The following is a 22629-nucleotide window of genomic DNA, read 5'->3' as shown; positions in this document are numbered from 1 at the left end:
ATTGGGCGCGGTTCGGGCGTTGAGGGCACTATCATGACAGGCATGCAGAGTTCCGGGACCTCCCGGGTCCTGGCGGTTCTGGGACCGACCAACACCGGCAAGACGCATTATGCAATCGAACGCATGTTGGGGCACCGCACCGGTGTTATGGGGTTTCCGCTTCGTCTTCTGGCGCGGGAGGTTTATGACAAGGTGGTGGCGGCCCGTGGCCCCTCTGTGGTGGCGCTGGTCACCGGGGAGGAGCGGATCGTTCCGCCGCGTGCGCAGTATTGGATCTGCACGGTTGAGGCGATGCCCGAGGGCATGGGCTGTGATTTTCTGGCGGTAGATGAGATTCAGCTCTGCGCCGATCCGGAACGCGGACATGTGTTCACTGACCGTCTGCTGCGGGCGCGTGGCACGCAGGAGACACTGTTTTTGGGTGCGGATACCATGCGCGGCCCGATCGCAGCACTGGTCCCCGGCGTCCAGTTTCTGCGCCGGGAGCGGCTTTCGGATCTGGTCTATTCTGGCTCAAAGAAGCTCAGCCGGATGCCCGCCCGCACAGCCATCGTCGGGTTTTCCATCGACAACGTTTATGCCATTGCCGAACTTCTGCGCCGTCAAAAGGGCGGCGCGGCGGTGGTCATGGGCGCGCTCAGCCCACGGACGCGGAACGCCCAGGTGGAGCTATACCAGAACGGAGAGGTGGACTATCTGGTTGCGACCGATGCCATCGGCATGGGGCTCAACCTTGATATTGATCACGTTGCCTTTTCCTCCCTGACCAAATTTGATGGGCGCCGGATGCGGCAGTTGGCGCCCAATGAGTTGGCGCAGATCGCCGGGCGGGCAGGGCGCGGCATGAGCCACGGCAGTTTCGGGGTGACCGGCGACGCGCCGCCGCTGGACGATGGTGTGGCGCAGGCCATCATGGAGCATCGTTTCACGCCGCTGAAAAAGCTGAACTGGCGGTCCTCCAAGCTTCAATTTGGCACTGTAGAGGCGCTGATCCGTTCCCTCGAATCAGCACCGGAGGATCAGAATCTGGTTCGCGCACGTGAAGCGGATGATCTTATCGCGCTGAAATCGCTTTCCCAGCAGGATGAAATTCTGGCGCGGACAACCAACGCCCCCTCTGTGCGACTGCTGTGGGACGTCTGCCGGGTTCCCGATTTTCGCGGCATCTCTCAGTCGGAACATTCTGGCCTTTTGGGCGTTTTGTTCCAGTATCTGCACGGGTCCGGTGTGGTGCCGGACGATTGGCTGGCACGGCAGATAAAACGGATCGACAGGGTTGATGGCGACATTGACGCATTGTCGAAACGTTTGGCCTTTATCCGGACCTGGACCTACGTTGCACAACGGAACGGCTGGGTCCGTGATGAAAGTCATTGGCGCGGAGAGACGCGCGCTGTAGAAGACAGATTGTCGGACGCCTTGCACGAACGTCTGACTCAGCGATTTGTGGACCGGCGCACATCCGTGCTTTTGCGCCGGCTCAAACAGAAGGAGGCCCTTTTGGCCGAAGTGAATGACAAGGGTGAAGTGACCGTCGAAGGTGAATTCGTTGGTCGTCTTGAAGGGTTCCGGTTCTCGCCGGACAAGAGCGCTCAGGGCGCCGAGGCAAAGGCGTTGAAATCCGCCTCCCTGCAAGCACTCGCACCGCATTTCCATCTCCGGGCTGACCGTTTTTACAACGCGCCGGATACTGAAATTGATTTTACCGATCAGGGCGGCCTGATGTGGGGCGAGCATGCTGTCGGCAAATTGGTGGCCGGCGCAGATCCGCTGAACCCACGCATCGAGGTTTTTGTCGATGACGCTGCTGGGGCAGACGTCGCTCAGAAAGTCGAACGCCGCCTGCAGCATTTCATCTCCCGCAAGGTCAACGCGCTGTTTGAACCGCTGCTCAACCTGCAGCGGGACGAAGAGCTGACCGGCCTTGCGCGTGGCTTTGCCTTCCGCATGGTCGAGGGGCTGGGTCTTCTGCCGCGTGGAGCCGTCGCACAAGAGGTGAAGGATCTGGATCAGGATGCCCGTGGCGCGCTGCGCAAGCATGGCATTCGGTTTGGCCAGTTCACCATCTTCATGCCGCTGCTGCTGAAGCCGGCGCCGACGCGCCTGCGTCTGGTGCTCTGGGCGCTTGCCGAAGGTCTGGGGGAGTTCCCGGATGCACCACCAGCTGGTCTGGTGACCGTGCCGGTCATCAAGGATGCACCGCAGGGGTATGATACCATGTGCGGGTATCGCAATGCAGGCGAACGCATGATCCGTATCGATATGCTGGAACGCCTTGCAGATATGCTGCGGGCCGAAGACAGCCGTGGCGGTTTTGAAGCCAAGGCCGACATGCTGTCGATCACCGGCATGACGCTGGAGCAGTTTGCCGATCTGATGCAGGGGCTTGGCTACCAGGCTGACAAGGGCGAGCGGGTGAAAGCCAAGGCTGTTGATGCGGTGGTGACTGAAACCGGCACGCCCGAAGCCGATGTTCCTGTTATGGATGCCGCTCAGCAGGTTGAGAACACGCCTGCCGCTGCGCCGGATGAGGCTGACACCGCTGCAACCACCGACGCTGTGGTCGCCGACCCGGCCGCGCCTGCTGACGTTCCGGTTGAGGTCACCGGGATCGAAGATGCCGGCGTTGCGCCTGTGGCGGAAGAGCTCGCTGATCCGGTTGCTGCCGATCCGATCCCGGAAACCGCAGAAATTGAGACACCTGTCGGCGATGCGGCGGATGCGAAGGTTGAGGAGCAGGAAACCGAGGTTTTCTATACCTTCACCTGGGGCCGCGCTCGCAAGACCGGTGGAAACCGCAACGGCAATCGGCGTGGTCAGGAGGCTGGCGGCGACCGTGGCGGTGCCAAACGCGGTGGTGATGCCCCGCGTGGCAAGGGCAAACCGCGCGGCGGTAAGCCGGGCGGTCGTGATGGCAAACCCGGCAAAAAGGGCGGCCGTCAGGATCAGGGCAGCAAGACCTATTCGGCGCGCCCGCCGAAGAAGGAAAAGCAGATTGACCCCGACAACCCCTTTGCCGCAGCGCTGATGGGGTTGAAGCAATCCGATTGATCGGCTGCTGAAACCGAAGAGGGTGCTGGTGAGCGAAAAGATCAGAATTGACAAATGGTTGTGGCAGGCGCGGTTCTTCAAGACCCGCAGCCTGTCCGCCAAAATGGTCAGTGGTGGTCATCTTCGTCTCAATGGCAACAAAATCGCAAAACCGGCTCAGAACGTCTCTTCCGGGGATGTTCTGACCTTCCCGCAGGGCCGCATCATCCGAACCGTGCGGATCGAAGCCCTCGGAACACGGCGCGGACCAGCCCCAGAGGCACAGGCGCTGTACTTTGATTTGATCGAAAAACAGGACCCCGTGCCGCGTAACCCGCGCTACGAGGGAAAAGGTCGCCCGGATAAGAAGGAGCGCAGAGCGCTTGATCTTAGTCGCCGGGATGGTGCGTTTTGACATCTTGAAGCCGGCGCTTCGGTGATTTAGCTACAAGCCAAACAGCTACGGGACTCGGCCAACCATGACTTATGTCGTTACGGATAACTGCATCGCCTGCAAATACACCGACTGCGTCGAAGTCTGTCCGGTCGATTGCTTCTATGAGGGTGAGAACACATTGGTGATCCACCCTGATGAATGTATTGATTGCGGTGTTTGTGAACCGGAATGCCCGGCGGACGCGATCCGCCCCGATACGGAACCGGACATGGATAAATGGGTTGAGTTCAACCGCAAATATTCTGAAATGTGGCCGGTCATCGTCTCCAAGAAAGACCCGCTTCCCGAGGCGGAAGAGCGCGACGGTGAAGAGGGCAAGCTGGAGAAATATTTCTCCGAGGCTCCAGGCGAAGGCGGCTGAGCCAAGGCTCCTGGCAGGACTATCGCATCATATGAGCGGCGACTCACCTCCGGTGTTCTTGGCGCTGCTGCCAGGGATGCGCTGGAAGGTGAGCCCGTTTTGCGGTGTTTTCTATGGTCCGATAGCCCGCCACCATGAGGTTTCACGGGTCCTCGCCTTTTTGTAAGGCAAAAATTGTGATATACTCAGTCAGCAAATGACCAATCACGGATGTCCGCCTTGGCTGTGCGCCTTATGTCGCACGGGTCTGTTGGCGGTTTTCCTGCGACATGTCTGCGACGCGGATCTTCGGATCATCGCGCGTGTGGACCTGTGGCAGCCCAGCCGATCCTGACATCGGCACATAGCGAGGAAAGACCTGTATGACTAAATCGAAGAAGCCTGAATTCCGCCCCGACGACTATGTTGTGTACCCCGCCCATGGCGTAGGCCAGATCATTTCGATCGAGGAGCAGGAAGTGGCCGGCTTCGCGCTGGAACTGTTTGTGATCACCTTCGAGAAGGACAAGATGACCCTGCGGGTGCCAACCAACAAGGCAACCGAAATTGGCATGCGGTCGCTCAGCTCCCCCGATGTGATCGCCAAAGCGATGACCACGCTCAAGGGTAAGGCGAAAGTAAAGCGCGCGATGTGGTCGCGCCGTGCCCAAGAGTATGAGCAGAAAATCAACTCGGGTGATCTGATTTCCATCGCGGAAGTGGTCCGCGACCTGCACCGCACCGATGATCAGCGTGAGCAGAGCTATTCGGAACGTCAGCTTTATGAGGCCGCGCTTGAGCGTCTGACACGTGAGGTCGCTGCGGTGTCTGGTGGCGATGAAATTTCTGCTGCAAAGCAGGTTGACGAGGTGCTGACCTCCCGCGCTGCAGCGTGATCATCACCTAATACAGCGTTGATCTAGTCTGCTGTATATTTTGGGAATCAAAACAAAGGCTGCGTCTCAGGGCGTGGCCTTTTATTCTTGGGCCTATGTTCTAGCCCCACCTGATGTTGCCGCGTGGATTTGACAAGGCGGTGCAACCTACGATTCCCCCGAACAACTGAGTCCATGGATAATGGGAAAAAGTCCTCGCCTAGCTGATCTGCATGGCCGTGCGGGGCTAAAACGGGCGCCAGCATTAGATTCTGGCTCATCCGTCCACTCGTTGACACACATCGTTGTGTTGAGGTTGTTTTTGGAAACCACTCTGCCCGAAGGGGTGCCTTTTTTGCATTTTGCGGGAGTGAGACTGATCCACTCCTCTCAACTGCGGCAGCGGTGCGGGGCTGAAACCACTGGCAGTAGCGTCTTCACCATGGGGAGGCTTGTTGGCGAAATATAGTTGGTATTCTTTCTAGAGTTGGGGGGCTTATTCGTACGGCTGACGCAGTGATCTTTAATCTGCAGCGAGTTGTCTATACTTGTAACCAAAGTGGGCTGCCCCGCCTTGGTTTGGGTACAGGATGTCGTCAACACCGTAACGAGCAGGCAGAGATCAGCATCAACAGAGTTGAATACATAGAGGCGTTCAGCTCAGCGCGGCCGTCAGGCAGAGCAGTCCGACAAGCTCACTTAGTTGCTGCGTCGCCCCCAGGACATCTCCGGTCTGCCCACCGATCTTGGTCTGGGCGGTGGCGGCGATGACGGCAGTCACAACACACATTGCCAGGAGGGGGCCCCAGGCGGTCCAGCCAAGGATTAGAACGGCAGCTAGCGTTGCAATCGCCAGCCCCAATCCGCAGTTGCGCCAGGGAGGGCGCCCGACGGCGGAGGACAGGCCGGTGGCGCGCGCATTTGGCAGAGCGGCCATAACGGCCGGCATCATAGCCCGGCTCAGCATAGCCACCGGCAAGAGCGCCCACACTGCACCTGCCGCCAGCAGGCCCGCATAGGCCATCCAGCGCAGACCAATTGTCAGGATCAGCGCCAGTACACCATAAGTGCCGATTTGGCTGTCCTTCATGATCTCCAACCGCCGCTCACGGGTGAAGCCCCCCCAGAACCCGTCTGCGGTGTCCGCCAATCCGTCTTCGTGCATGGCACCCGTCAGTAGCGTTTGCATAAGTAGCGCAATCCCAGCCGCCAGCATCGGATTCAGGCCCGCCCTAAGCAGGATCGCCGCAGAAAGACACGCCGGTACCGCAACGGCAACCCCGGCGAAGGGAAATGCCCATGTCGCGTGCGCATGCCGCGCAAACCGCTGTTTTTGCAACACTGGCATGGGCAACCGTGTTAACAAGATCAACACAAGCAGAAAATCTACACCAGATATGTCGTTTTTTCGCATTTGCGGGCCTCACGGAGGGCTTGCGGTGTCAAGATGAACCGGTACATACGGATGACCCGCTTTACCTGCGACGACCCCTTCGATGCAATGAGGCTTTCCATGCTGTCACCGCTCTTTTCGCTTGATCACTTTCGTGCGCAGCTTGCGCAGGCTCCGGGCGTGGATGAACGGGCTGAAACGGCGGCGGCCGAACGCAACAGTCAATTGACCAAACCGCCGGGTTCGCTTGGGCGGCTCGAGGATTTGGCGATTTGGTATGGCAGCTGGCGTGGCACAGAGCGTCCTGTGATCCGCGCGCCGCAGGTGATCGTCTTTGCAGGCAACCACGGGATCGTGCAACAGGGGGTCTCGGCCTTTCCCAGCGAGGTGACCGCGCAAATGGTCGCCAACTTCAAACACGGCGGCGCCGCGATCAACCAGCTGGCCAAGCTGGCGGGCGCCCGTCTTGATGTCCATAGTCTCGATCTGGAAACGCCAACGAAGGATTTTACCAAAGACGCGGCCATGGACAGCGCTGAATTACTTAGCGCGCTGCAAACCGGGTGGAAATCGGTTGATCCCTCCGCCGATCTGCTTGTGGTGGGAGAGATGGGCATAGGCAATACCACACCGGCCGCGGCGCTGGCCTGCGCGCTGTTCGGCGGTGACGCCGGGGATTGGACCGGACGTGGGACTGGTGTCGATGACACGGGCCTTGCGAACAAAACTCGCGTTGTGGCGGAAGGGGTGGCGTTGCACGGCCCGGCCATCACCGACGGTGTTGAGGCGCTGCGCCGCCTCGGCGGGCGCGAGATTGCCGCCATGGCCGGGGCCATGACCGCGGCTCGCATGATGAAAATTCCGGTCATTCTGGACGGATTTATCTGTTGTGCGGCGGCCGCCTGCTTGATGCGGACCCACCCGGCGGCACTGGATCATGTCGTCGCCGGTCACCAGAGTGCCGAAAGCGCCCATGCCGCATTGCTGACCCATCTTGGTAAGCCACCGTTTCTCTCGCTGGATCTACGCCTTGGGGAGGGGTCTGGTGCGGCCTTGGCCATCCAAGTGCTGCGGGCGGCTGTCGCGTGCCACAGCGGCATGGCAACTTTTGAAGAGGCGGGCGTTACCGGCAGTTGAGCCGTTGCTATATGCCGCCGATACCACCTAGCCGTAGCGCCTTCTGACCGGCCGCGCGACGCAGCGGCGCGGTCATGCTGACTTCTGGTCGGAGGACTTCTTGGCCTCAGCAAGCTCGAGCAACGCTGTTTCCAGATCTTTTTCCAGCTCACGGGCGCGGGCGATATAAGCCGGGTTTTCGCTGGTTGGCGTTCCGGGGATCCAGAGGCTCGCCAGTTCACGCACGGTCTGACGATCATGGGCATAGAACGTCTGTTCGGCTTGCGCCGCCTCATATTCGCTCAGCCCGATCTGCTCTAGAACATAGCGTCCGGCGCGCAGGGAACTGTCGAACATCTCACGCACGATATCATTCGCCCCTGCCCTGTAGAGCTCAAACACGTGGTTGCGATCAAATGCGCGCGCAATAATATGCAGATCCGGATAGCCGCGGCGGGCATGGGCAACCAGCCTAAGCGCCGCCTCTCTGTCGTCAAGTGCCACAACAAGAACCTTAGCCTTTGCAATACCTGCTGCTTTCAGCAGTTCGGGGCGGGTCGGATCACCGAGGAAGCTCTTGACGCCAAACCGCCGCATCAGCTGCACGGATGCCATGTTGCTGTCCAGAACCACGGTATTGAACCCACTGGCACGGACCAGGCGATTGACGATCTGACCGAAGCGTCCAATCCCGGCCACGATGACCGGACCTTCTTCGTCGATCTCATCTGCGGCCTGTTCCTTGGGGCTGTCCTTGCTGTATTTCGACAGCAGGTCATGGAGGATGAACAGCAGCGGTGTGATCAGCATGGATAGCGCGATCACAAGAAGCAATTTCTCTGACAGTTCGGGTGGCACCACATTGAGCTGCCGGGAAAATGCCAGCAGGACAAATCCGAACTCACCCGCCTGCGCAAGGCCCAGCGTAAACAGCCAGTGGTCACGTTTCTTCAGGCCGAACGCTTTGCCCACAAAGTAGAGCACCGCGCCTTTTGCAATGATGACCAGAAGGGCAAGACCGATCAGATCGCCCGGTTCGGCCAGAAACAGGCGATAGTTGATGCCGGCGCCGACCGTGATGAAAAACAGGCCCAGAAGCAGCCCCTTGAAGGGGTTGAGGTCGCTCTCTAGCTCGTGCCGAAATTCACTGTTTGCCAGCACGACCCCCGCCAAAAAAGCGCCAAGCGCAGGCGAGAGACCGACCAGCGTCATCAGGAAGGAGATGCCAACGACGATCATCAGCGCCAGGGCCGTGTACATTTCGCGCAGGTTGGAGGCATGGATAAACCGGAACACTGGCCGTGCCAGATAAACTCCGGCCAACACAATTGAAGCTATTGCAGCAAGGGTCACCAGAGTGACAGCCCACCCCGGCAGCCCTTCGACCAGTGAGAGAGTGGCGTGGCTGGATGCGCCATGGGCATCATCAGCGGTGCGCGCGATGGATCCATCCCCGGTGATCTGCGCGCCATGTTGGGCCGCCAGCAGCGGTAGCAAGGCAAGAATCGGGATGACCGCGATGTCCTGCGTGAGCAGAACTGAAAATGTGGCCCGACCCCCGCCGGTCCGCATCAACCCCTTCTCAGAAAGGGTCTGCAGTACGATGGCGGTTGAGGAGAGCGAGAGCGCCAGCCCGACGGCCAGCCCCACCTGCCAGGTCTCGCCGGCCAGCATAGCGGCCCCCATCAGGGCCATCGTGCTGACGAGGATCTGCAGGCCGCCCAAACCGAGCAGCTTATGCCGCATCGCCCAAAGTGCGCGCGGCTCCAGCTCCAACCCGATCAGAAAGAGCATCATAACAACGCCGAATTCGGCAAAATGGCGCAGATCTTCGGCTTCGCTTCCAACGAAGCCGAACACGGGTCCGATGATGATGCCGGCTGCCAGATAGCCTAGGACCGACCCAAGCCCGAGACGTGCCGCAATGGGGACGGCAATCACCGCGGCTGCAAGGTAAATTGTCGCTTGATAGAGAAATGCATCCATATGCTTTGGTATCGCAAGCGGTGCCCGGCTTGGCAATGTTTAACATGCCATGGCAGTGCAGCGCGCCCGAGCGGCCTTTCCTGGCGCTGCAATGGCTGCAAATGGTTGGGGGAAAGCAACCCGCGTAGACCCACTTGACCGGCCAACTGCGCCCTCCGGTGGTCGCCCCAAGGCACGCGTGTCTTCAGGAACTACAGGGGCTGCTTTCGAGGCTCACTTGGCACCGGTGAGAATGGTCAACGCTCCAGGGAGCGGATCTCGCTGCTGAGTCGTGCAATACGCTCCAGCCGCTGCGAAATACGTTCCTGAAACACGCCAAGCTGGTCGATGATATCTGCCAGCGTTTCACCCGACTCGGGGAGGCGGGCACTTTCGATCTTACACAGAACCCGGGTCGAGCTGAGGCCCAGGAAATGGCGGTGCATAACCTGACAGGCGTGCATGATACGTGAGGCTTCGCGCTCCACCTGATCAAGCCCCTTGCCGGCCCGTTCGAGCTGCTCGCTCACCAATTGAGCCAGTAGATCACGTTCCCCCTGCATATCCATTTCTCCGAGGCTGCGCCGTTCTTTTTGGAGCTGAATATCACATTCCTTCAGAACACGAACCATGCACTCAACAAACAGAGAATCGTCCACCGCGGCTTCAATCACCGCAAAATTGCTGTCCTTGCCCATAACATGGGCAGCAAACCAATCAGACATTTCACGCGACATCGCGCCGTAGTTTTGTGAGAGCACTGTGACGGGGCCGCCCGACGGCTCGATGCGCGATGCGATAACCCGCAGATTATGCGGAATCGTATGCATGGCGTCAAAATCCTTGATCAGGCCTTCAGTCTCGCCGACGAGTGTTTTGGCGTTGTCCAGCGTCTGGCACAGATCGACTATCATCTGATCCGGTTCATTATCCAGCCCGGTGTCACGCGCGATCAGTTCCTCGCTTATCGCTTTGGTCGCGAATTGGCGATAGTCGTCGTAGCCCTGATCGACGACCCAGCTCTTCAATCGCTCAGCGCTTTCTTCAGGTGACAGGTCTTCGTTCTGCTCCGCAGCAAGCAGTTTGGCGTAGAGGCCTTGAACATCGTCGAACAACTTGCTGCTTGGTTTTATCCGCGCCGACAGATAGCCCTCGGCACAAGGGACTACGACAGCATAGACCCAGTAATGCAGACCGTCCTTCGACTTGTTCTTGACGTAGGCTCCCATGGTCTGGCCGCTCTGGATGGTGTCCCAGAACAATTTAAACACACCTTTCGGCATATCTGGGTGCCGAATGGTGTTATGCGGCGCGCCGAGCAGTTCTTCCCACTCGTAGTTGGATACCCTGCGAAACACATAATTACCGGCGAGGATGACCCCGCGGCTATCGGTGCGGGAGAAAAATACCTCGTTTAGCCCAAATGGAGCCTCGCCGCGGGTGGGGCGGCTTTCAATGCGACGATCTACAAAGGACACGGTCTCTATCCAATCTCTAAGTCTGTACCGTGATTGTATAGCGCACGAGTGTTCACGGAACCTTAAGTCGGCAGGGGGCCATCGCTTTTTAATTGCGCCATTACAATCTGGCTCTGAACCCGTGCGACTGTTGGGTGCGGCAGCAAAATTTCGTGCAGAAGCCGGTTTAGGGCAGCAAGATCGGTGCAAAATACCCTAAGCAAATAATCAGCTTCGCCGGTCATGGTCCAGGCTGAGGTGATTTCAGGGCGCATCCGGACCAGCCGTGAAAATCGTTCAGATTGTTCAGGTCCGTGACTCTCTAGGTGGACCTGCACAAACCCCTGAACACTCAACCCCAGCTTGTCAGGATCCAACCGCGCCTCGTAGCTGCGGATATAGCCGTCGGCCTCCAGACGTTGTCGGCGCCGCCCGGCCTGGCTCGCTGAGAGGTTTAGCAGTTCCCCCAGCTGCTGTGCGGTCAGATGGGCGTCTTTTTGCAGTGCGGAGAGCAGTTTCTGATCAGTTGCGTCTAACATGTGCGGGACTTTCACGAGTATGCGGAATAACGCGCGTGATTTGCGCATCTGTACACTGGCATATCCTAAACTATGCGCAAAACAAGCATCTGAAGTGCGATATTCTACATGCAGCTACACAATTCCCTACCTGGAGGAAGCCGCATGGGTCCGTTCCCGCATAATGCCCCGAAATCCGTCATCAGCGCCGAAAATCCGGCCGGGACCGATGGGTTCGAGTTCGTCGAATTTGCCCATCCTGACCCGCAGGAGCTGCGCGATCTTTTTGCGCGCATGGGGTATGAGCTGGTGGCGCGCCACAAGAACAAGCCGGGCATCGAGCTGTGGCAGCAGGGTGATATCACCTATATCCTGAACGCCGAGAAAGGCAGCTTCGCAGAGCGTTTCGTGGCGGATCATGGTCCATGCGCGCCGTCTATGGGGTGGCGTGTTGTCGATGCGCAGAAGGCCTTCGAACACGCCGTCGCCAAAGGGGCAGAAGCTTATGAAGGCGACGACAAGACGATGGACGTCCCTGCGATCAAGGGGATCGGCGGCTCGCTGATCTACTTTATTGATCAGTATTATGACACCTCGCCGTATAACACTGAGTTTGAGTGGCTCACCCAGTCGAAACCGCGCGGTGTTGGCTTCTATTACCTCGACCACCTGACCCATAATGTTTTCAAGGGCAATATGGACAAATGGTTCAGGTTCTATGGTGAGTTGTTCAACTTCAAAGAAATCCGTTTCTTCGATATCGAAGGAAAATTCACCGGACTGCTGAGCCGCGCACTGACCTCGCCCTGTGGGCGCATCCGCATCCCGATCAACGAAGATCGTGGCGAAACCGGGCAGATTGTCTCCTATCTGAAAAAATACAACGGCGAGGGTATCCAGCACATCGCGGTCGGTAGTGAGGATATCTATGGCGCGACGGATGAGATTTCAGACCGCGGGATCAAGTTCATGCCGGCCCCTCCGGCCAGCTACTACGAGATGAGCCACGACCGGGTGGTCGGCCATGAGGAACCGCTGGACCGGATGCAGAAACACGGAATCCTGATTGACGGCGAAGGTGTGGTGGACGGCGGGGAGACCAAGATCCTGCTGCAAATCTTCTCCAAAACCGTGATCGGACCGATTTTCTTCGAATTTATCCAGCGCAAGGGCGATGATGGCTTTGGCGAGGGTAATTTCAAAGCGCTATTTGAGTCGATTGAGCGTGAGCAGATTGCCAACGGAGAGCTTGCAGGGGCTGAGTAAGCAACCATTCGCAGACCAAAACGACAAAAGCCGGGCCCAGGGTGGTCCGGCTTTTTCGATTTGGTTCGCAATTTGGGGCATCTTCTGCGCCGTGGTCGTATCGTTCCGGCTGGGTTGGCCTTAACTGCTGGGAATTTTCAGCGTTAGATTGCGATTGCCCTTTTGGTATTGCAGCTGGCTGTCGCCAATGGCCACAACACGCCCGCCATCGATCCGATCTCCGACTTTTACCTTCTTGTAACGGCCGTTGGGCATCAGGATCAGCGCGCGGCGATTTGACGGGGTGCCATAGACACCAATCAGGTTCACGCGGCGCAGATTGATCGCGTTGTCGACGGTCGCTTGCCGCGCAACCGAGGCGCTGGATGGGATCCGTGGTGTGACTGTCCGGGGCGGGGCGCTGGTGACCGCCTCTGAGATGCTGGCCGCCGCATTGCGCTGGCGATTGCGCTGCGCACGGTCGACCAGATTGGCGAAATTGGCTGGCCGCCCACGGGGCACAACGGAGCGGGCAATCGCCTGTGCGGTTGCGGGCAGACTGTTTTCCTCTGGCGGTTTCAACCCCGGTGGACGGCTGCGAGGGCGTAGCGCGCCCAGTTCAGCACGGCTCAATCCGCCAAGCTGCGCGCGTTCATTCTGCTCGACGAGATCATTGGGGCGCTGTTTAGGGCGAAGTTCCGACAGGATCGCCTGACGCGCGGCTTCCTCCGCTGCAGCGGCAACGTCCGGGTCTGGACGGGCAGGGGTCGGTGGGGGCACCTTTTCAGGTCGGCCGAGAAACACCATGATCCCATCCGGGTTCAGCGTCCCGTTCGGGGTGGCCTTGACCAATCCGCGCTCATCCAGCTCAAACTGCTGTCCGGCGGCGGTGGGGGTGCTGATCGCGCCCAGTTCCAGATCCGTGGCGAACAGGGTCTGATCGGGCAGGGCTATTGCATCTTCGGAGATATCGGTCGGGTCAATTGACGCCACATAGAGCGTCTCAAGCGTATCTGTTCCCGGGGTCTCGGGCGTTTCAGGTGCGTGTTGCCAGATGCCGGTTGCGGCATATTGTGCCGCGCGTGTCAGCGACGTGTCCTGATCTGCCGTCACCTCAGGTTCATCCGTTTCCGGGGCCAGCTCGGCGCGGTCCAGATCCTCCGTGAGCGTTCCACCTGCTGTTGGAGTAGTGTCCTGCTCCAGCCGCAGCGCGTCCAGAACCGCGGTATCCGTACTGGACAACCCTTCATCACCCTCCGCAGGGGCAGCCGTGTCATCGGGCGCTGTGCCGTCTGGCGTTGCGTCCAGCGGTAACAACGCTCCCCCATCAGGCTGATCTGGTATCGCGCTGACTTGGGGCGCGATATCACCGGGACCACTTGTGTCTGATCTGTCCAAGGGCGCTGTACTTGCATCACTGACCGCGTTGCGGGACTGCTTGTCGGCGAGGATCGCCCAAGCCACCACAATCGCCATGAAGATTAGCAGACCGCTCACTAGGGCCAAGCCAAGGAACCGTGGCTTGCCGCCGACCTTCTGCTTTGAGACGCCGGCCAGCAGCGAGGCCTTGCCAGCCTCATGAAGCGATTTCTTGTCCTTGGGCGTCTCGGTGAGTGGGATTTCCGTTGTGTCGTCGCGGGGTAGAACCGGCGCCGGGCCTGATGCCTTTGGGGCGGGCGGGATGACGCCCTTGGCGGCGGGGGATGGTATGACCAGCCCGGCCGTCGGAGCAGTTGGCGGCCGGGTTTTGGCGGTGCCGTCTCCCGGTGTCGCCGGGCTGTCGGCCAATGCAATGGAGCCTAAGGCAGCATGAGGCACCACCCGCGGGCCGTCCTTTGGCTTGGTATCTGTACGTGGCGTTGCGGTATTGGCCTCAACACCGGGCTTGGTTGCGGCAGGGGCTTTGGGCGGTGTGGGGGAGGCCGTTGGTACAGAGGTTTTCTGCGCGCGCAGGTGCCCATCCTTGCGTCGTCGTGTCGAAAATCCGCTCGCAGCGACAGCTGTTGGCGGTGCCGGTGTGTCTTCGGTGACCGCGACGGGCGCGGCGTCTGGGACGTGATCCGGCTCAACTATGGTCTGGTCAGCCTCTTTGCCCTTGGCTGCGGCAGTGTCAGACACATCGTCGGGATTGTCATCGGCAGATGCGTCCTTGGGGTCTGTTGGGGCAGGGACCGCAGAGGCAGTATCATCAGCGGTGGTGGTCAGCGGCGCCGCAGTGGTGTGGGGCACCTCGGGTGATGCGTTTTCGTCTAAGGGCGTGTCTGCATCGCCCTCTGCATCCACATCAGCGTCAGCAATAGTCGGCGGCGCGTCGGCGGGGCCGATGTCAACCACCGCGACGCCGTCAGGCTCAACCAGGGCTTCGCCGGATTGAAGCAGGGTTTGGGACGCTCCAAAAAACGGCTCTCCCAGAAAACTCATCTCCTGCGGCATCGCAACAAAGCTCACCGGCAGGAAACCATGCGCCAGCGCAAAATCTTCGGCCTCTTGCAAGGTTTCGCGGGCGACGGCGGCCACATGGGTTTGTGCGCCATCCTCGCTCAGGTCGAAGACCAGCTCATCCACCTGATAGGGCGTGGCCCCATCGAGGCCTTGCTCAGCAGCGGCGCGGCGGCTGTCGGGATCGGTGACCCCGGTTTCAAGCGTCAGATATCGAATCTGATCGTTCGGGATGATCAGCTTGCACGCGATTGGCCCCTGCGCATGGCGTTCGCCCAATTGGCGCAGATCCGCTAGCGCGCCGCTTAGATCTTCGACATCCAGCGAGACCGTGCCAATCTGGCGCCAACCACCGGCGGCACGTTGCAACAGGCCAACGCCGGTGGAGGACAGAGAGAGTGCAAACCCCGGTTTCATGATGCAAACACGCCTTCAGCTTTAGTATGCCCATACCCCTGTGTGGCAGGGCGATCTTGGCGCAGACCATAAGGCAGAGCGCGCGCAAGGGAAAGGAAAAGACACGATTTCCCCCTTGCAGGCGGTCAATTGCCATCCCCATGTTACACCCAGAAAAAGGAGCAGTTCGATGAAAGCTAGACATATCTTTGCCTCGGCGCTGGCGGTTCTGCTGGCAACAGGGCTTGCCCATGCGCAGGAAACCCCGGTGGATCGCCAGATCTCGGTCACCGGTGAGGCGCGTATCGCCGTCACCCCGACACTGGCGACAATCACCCTGGGCGTCACTGAAGAGGCCGAAGAGGCCGCTCTCGCCATGTCCGCCGTCTCAACCAAGATGGTCGCGGTTGTTGATGAATTGCGGGCGGCTGGTATCGCAGCGGAGGATATGCAGACCCAGCAGATTTCCCTAAATCCTGTCTGGTCTCAGGACCGCAGCTATTCGGATGGCCTCCGCAAAATCACCGGGTTCAACGCCTCCAATACCCTGTCCCTGCGCATCCGCGACCTGGATCAACTCGGCGAGGTGCTGGATCAGGTGCTAAAAGTCGGCGCCAATGATTTCCGGGGGTTGAGTTTTGGCGTCGCCGATCCGGCGAAAGTGCAGGACCAGATCCGCGGCGCCGCAGTGAAAGATGCACGACGCAAGGCAGCCCAGCTGGCAGAGGCCGCGGGGGTTGAGCTGGGCCCTGTGCGGTCAATTCTCGACCGCGACACCGGTGGTGGCCAGCCGATGATGGCGGTGGAGATGGCTCGCAGCGCTCCTATGCCGATCGAGGCAGGTGAGTTGAATTTCAGCCACAGCGTTTCCGTGGTTTACGATATCAAGCTGCCGACAAACGACTGAGAACCAAAAAAGGCCGGGATGTCCCGGCCTTTTCCTTATGACGTAACACTGGCTGGGTATCAGCGGGTTAGCTGCTCGCCTTGCTCAGGGCCTGATCTAGATCGCCAATCAGGTCATCGGCGTTTTCAATCCCGATAGAGACGCGCACAACATTCGCCCCGGCGCCAGCCGCCTCCTGCTGCTCAGGCGTCAGCTGGCGGTGGGTGGTTGAGGCAGAGTGGATAATCAGTGACCGGGTATCGCCAAGGTTGGCGACATGGCTGAAGATCTCCAGCGAGTTCACCAGTTTGACACAGGCGTCATACCCGCCCTTCACCGCAAAGGTGAAAAGCCCGCCAGTGCCCTTGGGATAGTGTTCTTTCGCACGATCATAATAGGGCGAGGATGGCAACCCGGCGTAGGTCACATAGTCCACGCGCGGATCCTGCTCCAACCACGAAGCCACGGTTTTGGCATTCTCGCAGTGGCGTTCCATCCGCAGGCTGAGGGTCTCAATCCCCATCAACGTATAATGCGCGGCCTGTGGGTTCATGGTCATGCCAAGATCGCGCAGGCCGATGGCAATGCCATGGAAGGTGAAGGCCAGCCCGCCAAAGGTCTCGTGGAACTTCAGCCCGTGATAGGCCGGCTCGGGCTGCGACAGCGACGGGAATTTGTCATTTGCCGACCAGTCAAATGTGCCGGAGTCCACGATCACACCACCGGTCACGGTTCCGTTGCCAGTCAGATATTTTGTTGTGGAATGCACAACCAGCGTCGCCCCATGAGCAATCGGATTGCAGAGGTAGGGCGTGGCCGAGGTGTTGTCGATGATCAGCGGTACACCCGCCGCATCCGCAACATCCGCAATGGAGCGGATATCTGTGACATAGCCGCCAGGGTTTGCAACAGATTCGCCAAACACAGCCCGCGTGTCGTCATCAATGGCTGCGGCCACCGCCTCAGGGTCGTCAAAATCCACGAATTTGGCCGACCAGCCAAACCGCTTGATGGTCTGGCTGAACTGGGTGACGGTGCCCCCGTATAGCCGGGTTGAGGCCACCACATTGCATCCCGGTCCCATCAGCGGGAACAACGCCATGATCTGGGCAGCGTGGCCGGAGGAGCAGCAGACCGCCCCAACGCCACCTTCCAAGGTCGCAATGCGCTCCTGAAGTACGGCCACTGTCGGGTTGGTCAGACGCGAATAGATAAAGCCGACTTCCTGAAGGTTGAACAGGGCCGCCGCATGATCTGCATCGCGAAACACATAGGCGGTGGTCTGGTAGATCGGCGTCTGCCGCGCACCGGTGGCCGGATCGGGCTTGGCGCCGGCATGAATTTGCAATGTGTCGAACCCGTAGCTTGGCGCTTCAGACATTGAATGTGCTCCCCTTGAATGGTCGACCCTACTGGTCGGAACTTGTTTCGCGCGTAAGAACACTCTGCCACGACCGGTAAGGCAAGCTGCAATTTGGCGCTGGCCTCGCGTGGCGCAGGATCCGGCTGGGCACACGAGGCACTCTTCCGCAGAGTGCGCATGTCTAAGAGGCTGATTATCGCATCCAGAAACCGGCGGATTTGATCCGGTTGCGCAAAGCCTGCTCCTTACGAGGCAGGTTCTCTCGATCAAACATCGCGCGTACCTTGGCGCCGCGACCCTGATAGATCATGCGCTTCATCGGCTCATATTGCTTCAGAACTTTCTTGATCTTATTCGGTCTGGCGACGGTCTCCAGCGCGGCGACCACATCATCGCTTTCCCGCGCGTATAGCAGCGGCAGGCTGCGGTAATGGCAACTCATCTCCCCATCAAGATAGCCCTCGGGCAGTGTCGCCCGCCCACCGCCAAGGCTGTGAATGACCAAGGGCAGGGCGATCTGATCCAACCAGGGATCCAGAGACTGGCCGATCAAGGCCCTTGGCAGATCGTCGCGGATGGAGACTGCATACTCAAGAAACCGCTGACCAAAGGCGCGGGGACAGGTCCCATAATAGTAGCCGGCATTGAAATAGAGATAGCGGCGCCAGAAATTTTCAGGCTGGCTGTGATCAAGGCTGCTGTCGAAATCCAGACCAAAGCGATCATATAGCGCGCGCCAAATCCCGGTCATGTCGGGACCATAAAGCGTAGGCTTCGGCCAGGTCCCCTCCCGGCGCAGTGACGCCGAGGGGCGGGCAAAATCCAGCGGTATCTGGTTGAGCGGACCGGTGATCAGCGTGTCACTGTCAAAGAATACAAATGGTTCGCCCTCTGGCATGGCCAGAAGCGCCTCAATCTTGTTGCCATAGGGGTAGCTCTCGCCAAAGGCGACGGATTGAAACGGCAGAATCTCCGCTCCCAAGGCTTCCAACGCCTCCAATACCGGTTTGTTGCGAATGCTGGGATCCTTGGTCCAGAGCGCGCCTGACTGCGGGACCGCCACATAAAGCCGCCCTGTAAATTCAGGGGCGTATTGGCGCAGGGAGGCCGCAAACAGCACCGCCTCATATTGCAACCGCCCCGCCTGTCCGACAATCATGATATTGAAACGTGTTTCCGTCATACGACTGCTTCCGGTTGCTCGGGGCGGTCAGCACGTCGCCTGCGCTGGCACGCAACAGCCCCTCTCATCTTGTTGATGGCATGATCATATATTTCCGCAGCGGTCACCAGCATGTCTTTGGATCGATTTGACATTTGGGTCCAGACCGCAACGCAGATCAAGCTGAAGAGAGCTATTTGGCGGGGCGCGACCGCCGAACCTGACTGATCACGTGGCGAGCGCAGGGAAGATACCACAGCAGTTGCTCATCAGGCAGCTATGGCGTCGATATCAGCCACAGTAAAACCAACTGGAAACACCATTGAAAACCGCTTTGAATTTCTCGCAGCCAAGATGAACTTTTCATCTTGCACCCCCACGCGAGAGACGCTAAATCGCTGCTCAAGGCCCCTATAGCTCAGCTGGTAGAGCAACTGATTTGTAATCAGTAGGTCCGCGGTTCGAGTCCGTGTGGGGGCACCATCTACTTTCCATAGCATTGATATTGCTGTGAAAATTCGGATTTTGGACCATGTTGAAATGGTCCGTGGTCCACATTACCACTCGAATCCATTGATGGTCCGCATTGCTTCCGCGGCCAGAACACGGCGCTCGGCGTCTTTAGTGTATATGGCTGACGTGCTGGGCTGGGTGTGCGAAAGGACTGCCATGATCTGGTGTTCACTGCAGCCTTCCTCCGCCAATAGCTCGGCTAGTGCCTTGCGTATGCCGTGGGAAGATTTGCCTGTCAGTCCGGCTTCGTCACAACGCTTTCTAAGCCAGTTACGGTAGCTGTCGGCATTCTTGAATGGCTTGCCGTGCTCGTTCAAAATGAATGCATCACCTATCCGGGCGACTGCTGCCACCGCTTCCCGAAGCGGTGAGGCCATCGGGATTTCCACATATGCGGCCCCCTTTTTGCGGGGTTGCCAGCCAAGCCAGCGCATTCCGTGGCTTTCAAACTCCTGATTGCGCCCCAGCCAGATTGCATCACCTGACCTCGCACCCGTGAACATGTGGAGGGTGAGAGCAAGGTGGGCCATAGTTCCCTTTGGGTGGCGTTCCTTGAACCTTTTCAGGTCGCTTGTCGTCCACGGGGTTGCCCCGCCTTGGCCGCGATGGATTTTGGCGATTCCGACCAGCGGGTTAACCTCCGCGTGCCCAACTTCGCAGGCCCATTTGTACATCACGCGCGCCGCTTTGATGATGTTGTCCGCTTCGGCAGGGGTGGCGGCACGCGCGTCCCGCGCCCGAACGAAAGCCGCGCTGGGGGCGGTAAGGCTCATTTCGCCGTATGCGTCGCCATCTTCCGTTTTGAAGCTGCACAGCCAGTTTAGCTGGCTCTTACGTTTGCGAAGAGTTGTGGGGGATGCTTGGCGGGCTTTCACCATGTTTTCCAAGTGCATCAGGTACTTGTCAGTGAGCCATTGGATTGAGAAGCGGATGGCAGTGGTTTCCGGTTCGAATGGCAGCTGAATTCCCGCGCGTGCGTTCCAATAGTGTTCGGAGAACTTCGGGTGATCCAGATCGACATTCAGGCGAATTTTGCGATTCGGCTTTCCTTCGACACGGACGCGCAGTCGCTGTTTGCCGGACGGCAGCGTTTCAATCGTTAGGCCGGGATAGTTCTTCCGCACATCGGTCACCATTGTTTTGGACCCTGACCTTTGCGTTTTTCGGGTGCTACGTCTACCGGGCAGCAAATTTTGATGGTGCCGTCAGGGCCGATCTCCACGGCGGTGACAATCAAATCGCAGGCTTTGGCAGCCTCCACAGCACGTGTAATTTCTGCTTTTGTGAAGCGCGTTGCTGCCATGGCTAATCTTCCCGTGCGTTGAACGCGTGGTCCGTCCATTCGATATTCGGCTGTTCAGCCATTGCGTGTTCCCTTCACGCTTGCAGCCATCGCGGTGTGCACGGCGGCGCGTTCCTGCGGATCTGTTGCCAGCCTTGCGCGGTAGCGTTTCATCGCATTTGCCAGCTGGCGGCGGTCCACTTCGACGGCCCCGGCGGCGACGGCTTTGGCGCGCTTCGCCTTGCAGATGTCGAAATGCGGATGGCTGAGTGGTTGAAACCACTTGCGGTCCACGCCAATCTGGTCGGCCATCGCCAGCAGTTCTTCCATGCTGTCGGCCAGCATGTGGCACATTATCATCCGGCCCATGGGGTGGCGGGGGGTGTCGACATAGACGGCCATCAGGACACCTGTTCCGGCTTGTCGATTTCCGGCACCGGTTTAGCATTGCCCATCATGGTTTTGATGGCCTGCTGGTAAATCCGTGCCCCATTCCAAATTTGTTTGGCAACCGCCGCGCGGGCGTGCGCTTCGGCGGGGCTAATCCTTCCCGCCCGCAAGTCCTTCAAATCCTGTGACAGTCCAAGGATGGTATCCTTCAAATTCAGTTCGTCGGATACCGGCGTGGAAACATAGTCGCGTTCAGCCATAAAGCGGTCCCTCTCCAATCAGAATTCTGTGGGCGTCAATTTCGAGCGCGCAAATCAGAGCGCTAATTTGCTTGATTGTGCGGCGGTCGGGGTTGGTATCGCCATACGCGCCGGTGCCAAATTCCTGTTCACACCCCCAGCACATCGGTTGGCGGTCCTGATGCTGCGGCGACTGCCAGCGACCGGGGCGCGCCTTGCCGCAAATGGCGCAATGGAAGGGGGCGGGTTTGGGTGGGTAGATCGGCATGGGTTGGCCGTCTATTCTTCGCGTTGCCAGCCCATAACCTTGAACTTCAGGAAGTCACCAATGCTGGCGGCGACGCAGCAGTGTTCCTTGGTTCGGCCATAGGTGGTGACATGTTCTCCGCCTGCATCACCGACGCGCCGGGCGATGATGACAACTTGATCATAGCCATAAGACTTGGCGATGCGCTCTGCGGCGCTGACGGGGATGGGCTTCATCGGCTTTGACATTGTGGAACTCTTTTCTCTGGTGTCCGTCGCTGGCCCCCGTTTCCAAGGGCCAGAAAGAGACATCAGGCTTCAGGCGTGCCCCGGAAGGTCGGCAAGCCGGTTTGTTCGGTGGCTTCTTCGATGGCTTCCTTGAAGGCGGCTTCGAAGGCTTTTTCAGGGTTGTAGATGGACAGGATGAAGCGGACGCTGCTGCCTGCCTTGCGGTAGCGGAACCGCACGGGCATGCGGTACGCCGCCCCGCCCATGAAGACCGGAATCGCAGTGATGATCAGGTTCGGGATCTTCAGCGGCTGGCCAGCGGCATCTTTGTGTTCGTTCAGGAACTGGATTTCGCCTTCGCCGGTGTCGCGGTTGCTGACCAGCTTTAAGTCGCTGGTCTCAAATACCTGAAACTGGCGCGACATCTGCAGCAGCTGGGTCAGTTGGCCATAGCGCCCTTCGATCTGCTGTGCAGTCCGAATAAGGCGGTTTTCGAAACCCTCATTTTTGTTGTCTTCCTTCCCGGCGATGATGGCCGGTGTGGGGTCCATGATGTCCTTGGCGTTGGCTTCGATGAACTCGCCCAGTTCGTCCTTGTCCAGCGGTTCGCCGGAAATGGCCATCCATGCCTTCCACTCTTCGGAAAGCGGGAAATCATATATTGCCCGGTGGTGGCAGTGGCGGGCGGAAGGGTCGCCATTCGGGTTCAGCGGGTCAGCAGCGCCAGCGGCGTGGTAGTCAGCAATGCAGGTGATGGTCGGTGCCTGCAGGTCGGGTTTTGCGAACAATACGGATGTGTCGGCCTTGTTCCGGTTGGTCCAGTCAATCAGACTTTGCAAGTCGTCAAAGTGGGCGGTGCCTTTGCGGCGGGTCGGTTTCAGGTGTTCCGCCGCTGCCAGATGCTTGGCGGTGAGGTCTTCGACCTTCCGGTGTTCGGGCATCGTCACCAGATGCGGCTTGGTCAGGTCCAAGCCGTTGGGCGTTTCGATTTCATCGTGGTGGCCCAGCTGTTCCATCACATCCCGCATCGTGACTGCGGGATTTTCCATGGTCGCAAGGTTGGTTTCTTTGGTCACTGTCGTGTTCCTC

At 59.1% G+C, this 22629-nt stretch carries 20 protein-coding genes and 1 tRNA gene; 8 read left to right on the top strand and 13 right to left on the bottom strand.

Annotated elements, in window-relative coordinates; genetic code table 11:
• The first annotated feature begins 33 nt into the window (after positions 1 to 33).
• From OO25_RS17255 to OO25_RS17240, 4 genes are all read left to right on the top strand, one after another.
• Positions 34 to 3051 carry a helicase-related protein gene (locus OO25_RS17255; RefSeq protein ID WP_040181484.1) on the top strand — a complete coding sequence of 1006 codons (3018 nt, stop codon included), beginning with the start codon at positions 34 to 36 and terminating at the stop codon, positions 3049 to 3051.
• A 28-nt stretch (positions 3052 to 3079) separates the two neighbouring features.
• Positions 3080 to 3445 carry an RNA-binding S4 domain-containing protein gene (locus OO25_RS17250; RefSeq protein WP_040181655.1) on the top strand — a complete coding sequence of 122 codons (366 nt, stop codon included), beginning with the start codon at positions 3080 to 3082 and terminating at the stop codon, positions 3443 to 3445.
• Between the two features lie 64 nt (positions 3446 to 3509).
• Positions 3510 to 3848 (top strand): ferredoxin FdxA, encoded by a 339-nt coding sequence (gene fdxA / locus OO25_RS17245; RefSeq protein ID WP_014873843.1) that lies wholly within the window; start codon positions 3510 to 3512, stop codon positions 3846 to 3848.
• A gap of 362 nt (positions 3849 to 4210) precedes the next feature.
• Positions 4211 to 4723, top strand: a complete 513-nt coding sequence (locus OO25_RS17240; protein WP_014873844.1) for a CarD family transcriptional regulator — start codon at positions 4211 to 4213, stop codon at positions 4721 to 4723.
• Between the two features lie 634 nt (positions 4724 to 5357).
• Here OO25_RS17240 and cobS read toward each other — a convergent pair.
• The gene (gene cobS, locus OO25_RS17235; RefSeq protein WP_040172458.1) at positions 5358 to 6116 is read right to left on the bottom strand and encodes an adenosylcobinamide-GDP ribazoletransferase; all 759 of its coding nucleotides are present in this window, start codon (positions 6114 to 6116) and stop codon (positions 5358 to 5360) included.
• 99 nt (positions 6117 to 6215) lie between these two features.
• Here cobS and cobT point away from each other — a divergent pair, with 99 nt between their 5' ends.
• Positions 6216 to 7232 (top strand): nicotinate-nucleotide--dimethylbenzimidazole phosphoribosyltransferase, encoded by a 1017-nt coding sequence (cobT, locus tag OO25_RS17230; protein ID WP_040172577.1) that lies wholly within the window; start codon positions 6216 to 6218, stop codon positions 7230 to 7232.
• A gap of 72 nt (positions 7233 to 7304) precedes the next feature.
• Here the strand turns inward: cobT and OO25_RS17225 are convergent, their stop codons facing one another.
• From OO25_RS17225 to OO25_RS17215, 3 genes are all read right to left on the bottom strand, one after another.
• Positions 7305 to 9197: a monovalent cation:proton antiporter-2 (CPA2) family protein gene (locus OO25_RS17225; protein ID WP_040172459.1), complete on the bottom strand. Its 1893-nt coding sequence runs from the start codon at positions 9195 to 9197 to the stop codon at positions 7305 to 7307.
• A 236-nt stretch (positions 9198 to 9433) separates the two neighbouring features.
• A complete protein-coding gene (locus OO25_RS17220; protein WP_040181481.1) occupies positions 9434 to 10654 on the bottom strand; it encodes a PAS domain-containing protein in 1221 nt (406 codons plus the stop codon).
• A 62-nt stretch (positions 10655 to 10716) separates the two neighbouring features.
• Complete coding sequence (locus OO25_RS17215) at positions 10717 to 11172, bottom strand: Lrp/AsnC family transcriptional regulator (RefSeq protein ID WP_040172464.1); 456 nt, start codon at positions 11170 to 11172, stop codon at positions 10717 to 10719.
• Between the two features lie 144 nt (positions 11173 to 11316).
• Between OO25_RS17215 and hppD the strand changes: the two genes are divergently transcribed.
• Positions 11317 to 12417, top strand: coding sequence for a 4-hydroxyphenylpyruvate dioxygenase (gene hppD / locus OO25_RS17210; protein WP_040181478.1), 1101 nt, complete (start codon positions 11317 to 11319; stop codon positions 12415 to 12417).
• 120 nt (positions 12418 to 12537) lie between these two features.
• Here the strand turns inward: hppD and OO25_RS17205 are convergent, their stop codons facing one another.
• The gene (locus tag OO25_RS17205; protein WP_040181476.1) at positions 12538 to 15252 is read right to left on the bottom strand and encodes a hypothetical protein; all 2715 of its coding nucleotides are present in this window, start codon (positions 15250 to 15252) and stop codon (positions 12538 to 12540) included.
• A gap of 169 nt (positions 15253 to 15421) precedes the next feature.
• Here OO25_RS17205 and OO25_RS17200 point away from each other — a divergent pair, with 169 nt between their 5' ends.
• On the top strand, positions 15422 to 16138 hold the full coding sequence (locus OO25_RS17200) for an SIMPL domain-containing protein (protein WP_040181474.1): 717 nt from the start codon (positions 15422 to 15424) through the stop codon (positions 16136 to 16138).
• 67 nt (positions 16139 to 16205) lie between these two features.
• Here the strand turns inward: OO25_RS17200 and OO25_RS17195 are convergent, their stop codons facing one another.
• Both OO25_RS17195 and OO25_RS17190 read right to left on the bottom strand, forming a co-directional pair.
• Positions 16206 to 17498, bottom strand: coding sequence for an O-acetylhomoserine aminocarboxypropyltransferase/cysteine synthase family protein (locus OO25_RS17195; RefSeq protein ID WP_040172471.1), 1293 nt, complete (start codon positions 17496 to 17498; stop codon positions 16206 to 16208).
• Positions 17499 to 17673: 175 nt separating this feature from the next.
• Positions 17674 to 18663, bottom strand: coding sequence for a hypothetical protein (locus OO25_RS17190; protein ID WP_040181472.1), 990 nt, complete (start codon positions 18661 to 18663; stop codon positions 17674 to 17676).
• A gap of 386 nt (positions 18664 to 19049) precedes the next feature.
• Between OO25_RS17190 and OO25_RS17185 the strand changes: the two genes are divergently transcribed.
• Positions 19050 to 19125, top strand: a tRNA-Thr gene (locus tag OO25_RS17185).
• Positions 19126 to 19199: 74 nt separating this feature from the next.
• On the opposite strand, the gene OO25_RS17180 is transcribed toward OO25_RS17185, so the two are convergent.
• The 6 genes from OO25_RS17180 to OO25_RS17155 all read right to left on the bottom strand — a co-directional run bounded on the left by OO25_RS17180 (position 19200) and on the right by OO25_RS17155 (position 22616).
• Positions 19200 to 20291 (bottom strand): site-specific integrase, encoded by a 1092-nt coding sequence (locus tag OO25_RS17180; RefSeq protein ID WP_082035356.1) that lies wholly within the window; start codon positions 20289 to 20291, stop codon positions 19200 to 19202.
• Complete coding sequence (locus tag OO25_RS23015) at positions 20285 to 20458, bottom strand: hypothetical protein (protein WP_161496925.1); 174 nt, start codon at positions 20456 to 20458, stop codon at positions 20285 to 20287. The genes OO25_RS17180 and OO25_RS23015 overlap by 7 nt, the downstream gene beginning before the upstream one ends.
• Positions 20459 to 20512: 54 nt before the next feature.
• Entirely contained in the window at positions 20513 to 20839 is a 327-nt protein-coding gene (locus tag OO25_RS17175; protein WP_052465715.1) for a DUF4031 domain-containing protein, read from the bottom strand.
• Complete coding sequence (locus OO25_RS17170; RefSeq protein ID WP_040181468.1) at positions 20839 to 21087, bottom strand: hypothetical protein; 249 nt, start codon at positions 21085 to 21087, stop codon at positions 20839 to 20841. Before OO25_RS17170 ends, OO25_RS17175 begins: the two co-directional genes overlap by 1 nt.
• A gap of 258 nt (positions 21088 to 21345) precedes the next feature.
• Complete coding sequence (locus tag OO25_RS17160; RefSeq protein WP_082035355.1) at positions 21346 to 21561, bottom strand: hypothetical protein; 216 nt, start codon at positions 21559 to 21561, stop codon at positions 21346 to 21348.
• A gap of 62 nt (positions 21562 to 21623) precedes the next feature.
• Positions 21624 to 22616 (bottom strand): DUF2303 family protein, encoded by a 993-nt coding sequence (locus OO25_RS17155; protein WP_052465713.1) that lies wholly within the window; start codon positions 22614 to 22616, stop codon positions 21624 to 21626.
• Positions 22617 to 22629 lie beyond the last annotated feature (13 nt).

The sequence above is a fragment of the Phaeobacter sp. S60 genome, assembly GCF_000826845.1.
Classification (GTDB): Bacteria; Pseudomonadota; Alphaproteobacteria; order Rhodobacterales; family Rhodobacteraceae; genus Phaeobacter; species Phaeobacter piscinae.
This window is presented reverse-complemented; position numbering and strand designations above follow the sequence as displayed.

What these genes read in the sequence shown, in the direction of transcription:
- OO25_RS17205 (WP_040181476.1), bottom strand. Translation starts at nt 15,252, where the DNA reads ATGAAACCGGGGTTTGCACTCTCTCTGTCCTCCACCGGCGTTGGCCTG.
- OO25_RS17180 (WP_082035356.1), bottom strand. Translation starts at nt 20,291, where the DNA reads ATGGTGACCGATGTGCGGAAGAACTATCCCGGCCTAACGATTGAAACG.
- OO25_RS17175 (WP_052465715.1), bottom strand. Translation starts at nt 20,839, where the DNA reads ATGGCCGTCTATGTCGACACCCCCCGCCACCCCATGGGCCGGATGATA.
- OO25_RS17170 (WP_040181468.1), bottom strand. Translation starts at nt 21,087, where the DNA reads ATGGCTGAACGCGACTATGTTTCCACGCCGGTATCCGACGAACTGAAT.
- OO25_RS17240 (WP_014873844.1), top strand. Translation starts at nt 4,211, where the DNA reads ATGACTAAATCGAAGAAGCCTGAATTCCGCCCCGACGACTATGTTGTG.
- OO25_RS17195 (WP_040172471.1), bottom strand. Translation starts at nt 17,498, where the DNA reads ATGTCTGAAGCGCCAAGCTACGGGTTCGACACATTGCAAATTCATGCC.
- hppD (WP_040181478.1), top strand. Translation starts at nt 11,317, where the DNA reads ATGGGTCCGTTCCCGCATAATGCCCCGAAATCCGTCATCAGCGCCGAA.
- OO25_RS17215 (WP_040172464.1), bottom strand. Translation starts at nt 11,172, where the DNA reads ATGTTAGACGCAACTGATCAGAAACTGCTCTCCGCACTGCAAAAAGAC.
- OO25_RS17200 (WP_040181474.1), top strand. Translation starts at nt 15,422, where the DNA reads ATGAAAGCTAGACATATCTTTGCCTCGGCGCTGGCGGTTCTGCTGGCA.
- OO25_RS17190 (WP_040181472.1), bottom strand. Translation starts at nt 18,663, where the DNA reads ATGACGGAAACACGTTTCAATATCATGATTGTCGGACAGGCGGGGCGG.
- cobS (WP_040172458.1), bottom strand. Translation starts at nt 6,116, where the DNA reads ATGCGAAAAAACGACATATCTGGTGTAGATTTTCTGCTTGTGTTGATC.
- fdxA (WP_014873843.1), top strand. Translation starts at nt 3,510, where the DNA reads ATGACTTATGTCGTTACGGATAACTGCATCGCCTGCAAATACACCGAC.
- cobT (WP_040172577.1), top strand. Translation starts at nt 6,216, where the DNA reads ATGCTGTCACCGCTCTTTTCGCTTGATCACTTTCGTGCGCAGCTTGCG.
- OO25_RS17225 (WP_040172459.1), bottom strand. Translation starts at nt 9,197, where the DNA reads ATGGATGCATTTCTCTATCAAGCGACAATTTACCTTGCAGCCGCGGTG.
- OO25_RS23015 (WP_161496925.1), bottom strand. Translation starts at nt 20,458, where the DNA reads ATGGCAGCAACGCGCTTCACAAAAGCAGAAATTACACGTGCTGTGGAG.
- OO25_RS17160 (WP_082035355.1), bottom strand. Translation starts at nt 21,561, where the DNA reads ATGTCAAAGCCGATGAAGCCCATCCCCGTCAGCGCCGCAGAGCGCATC.
- OO25_RS17255 (WP_040181484.1), top strand. Translation starts at nt 34, where the DNA reads ATGACAGGCATGCAGAGTTCCGGGACCTCCCGGGTCCTGGCGGTTCTG.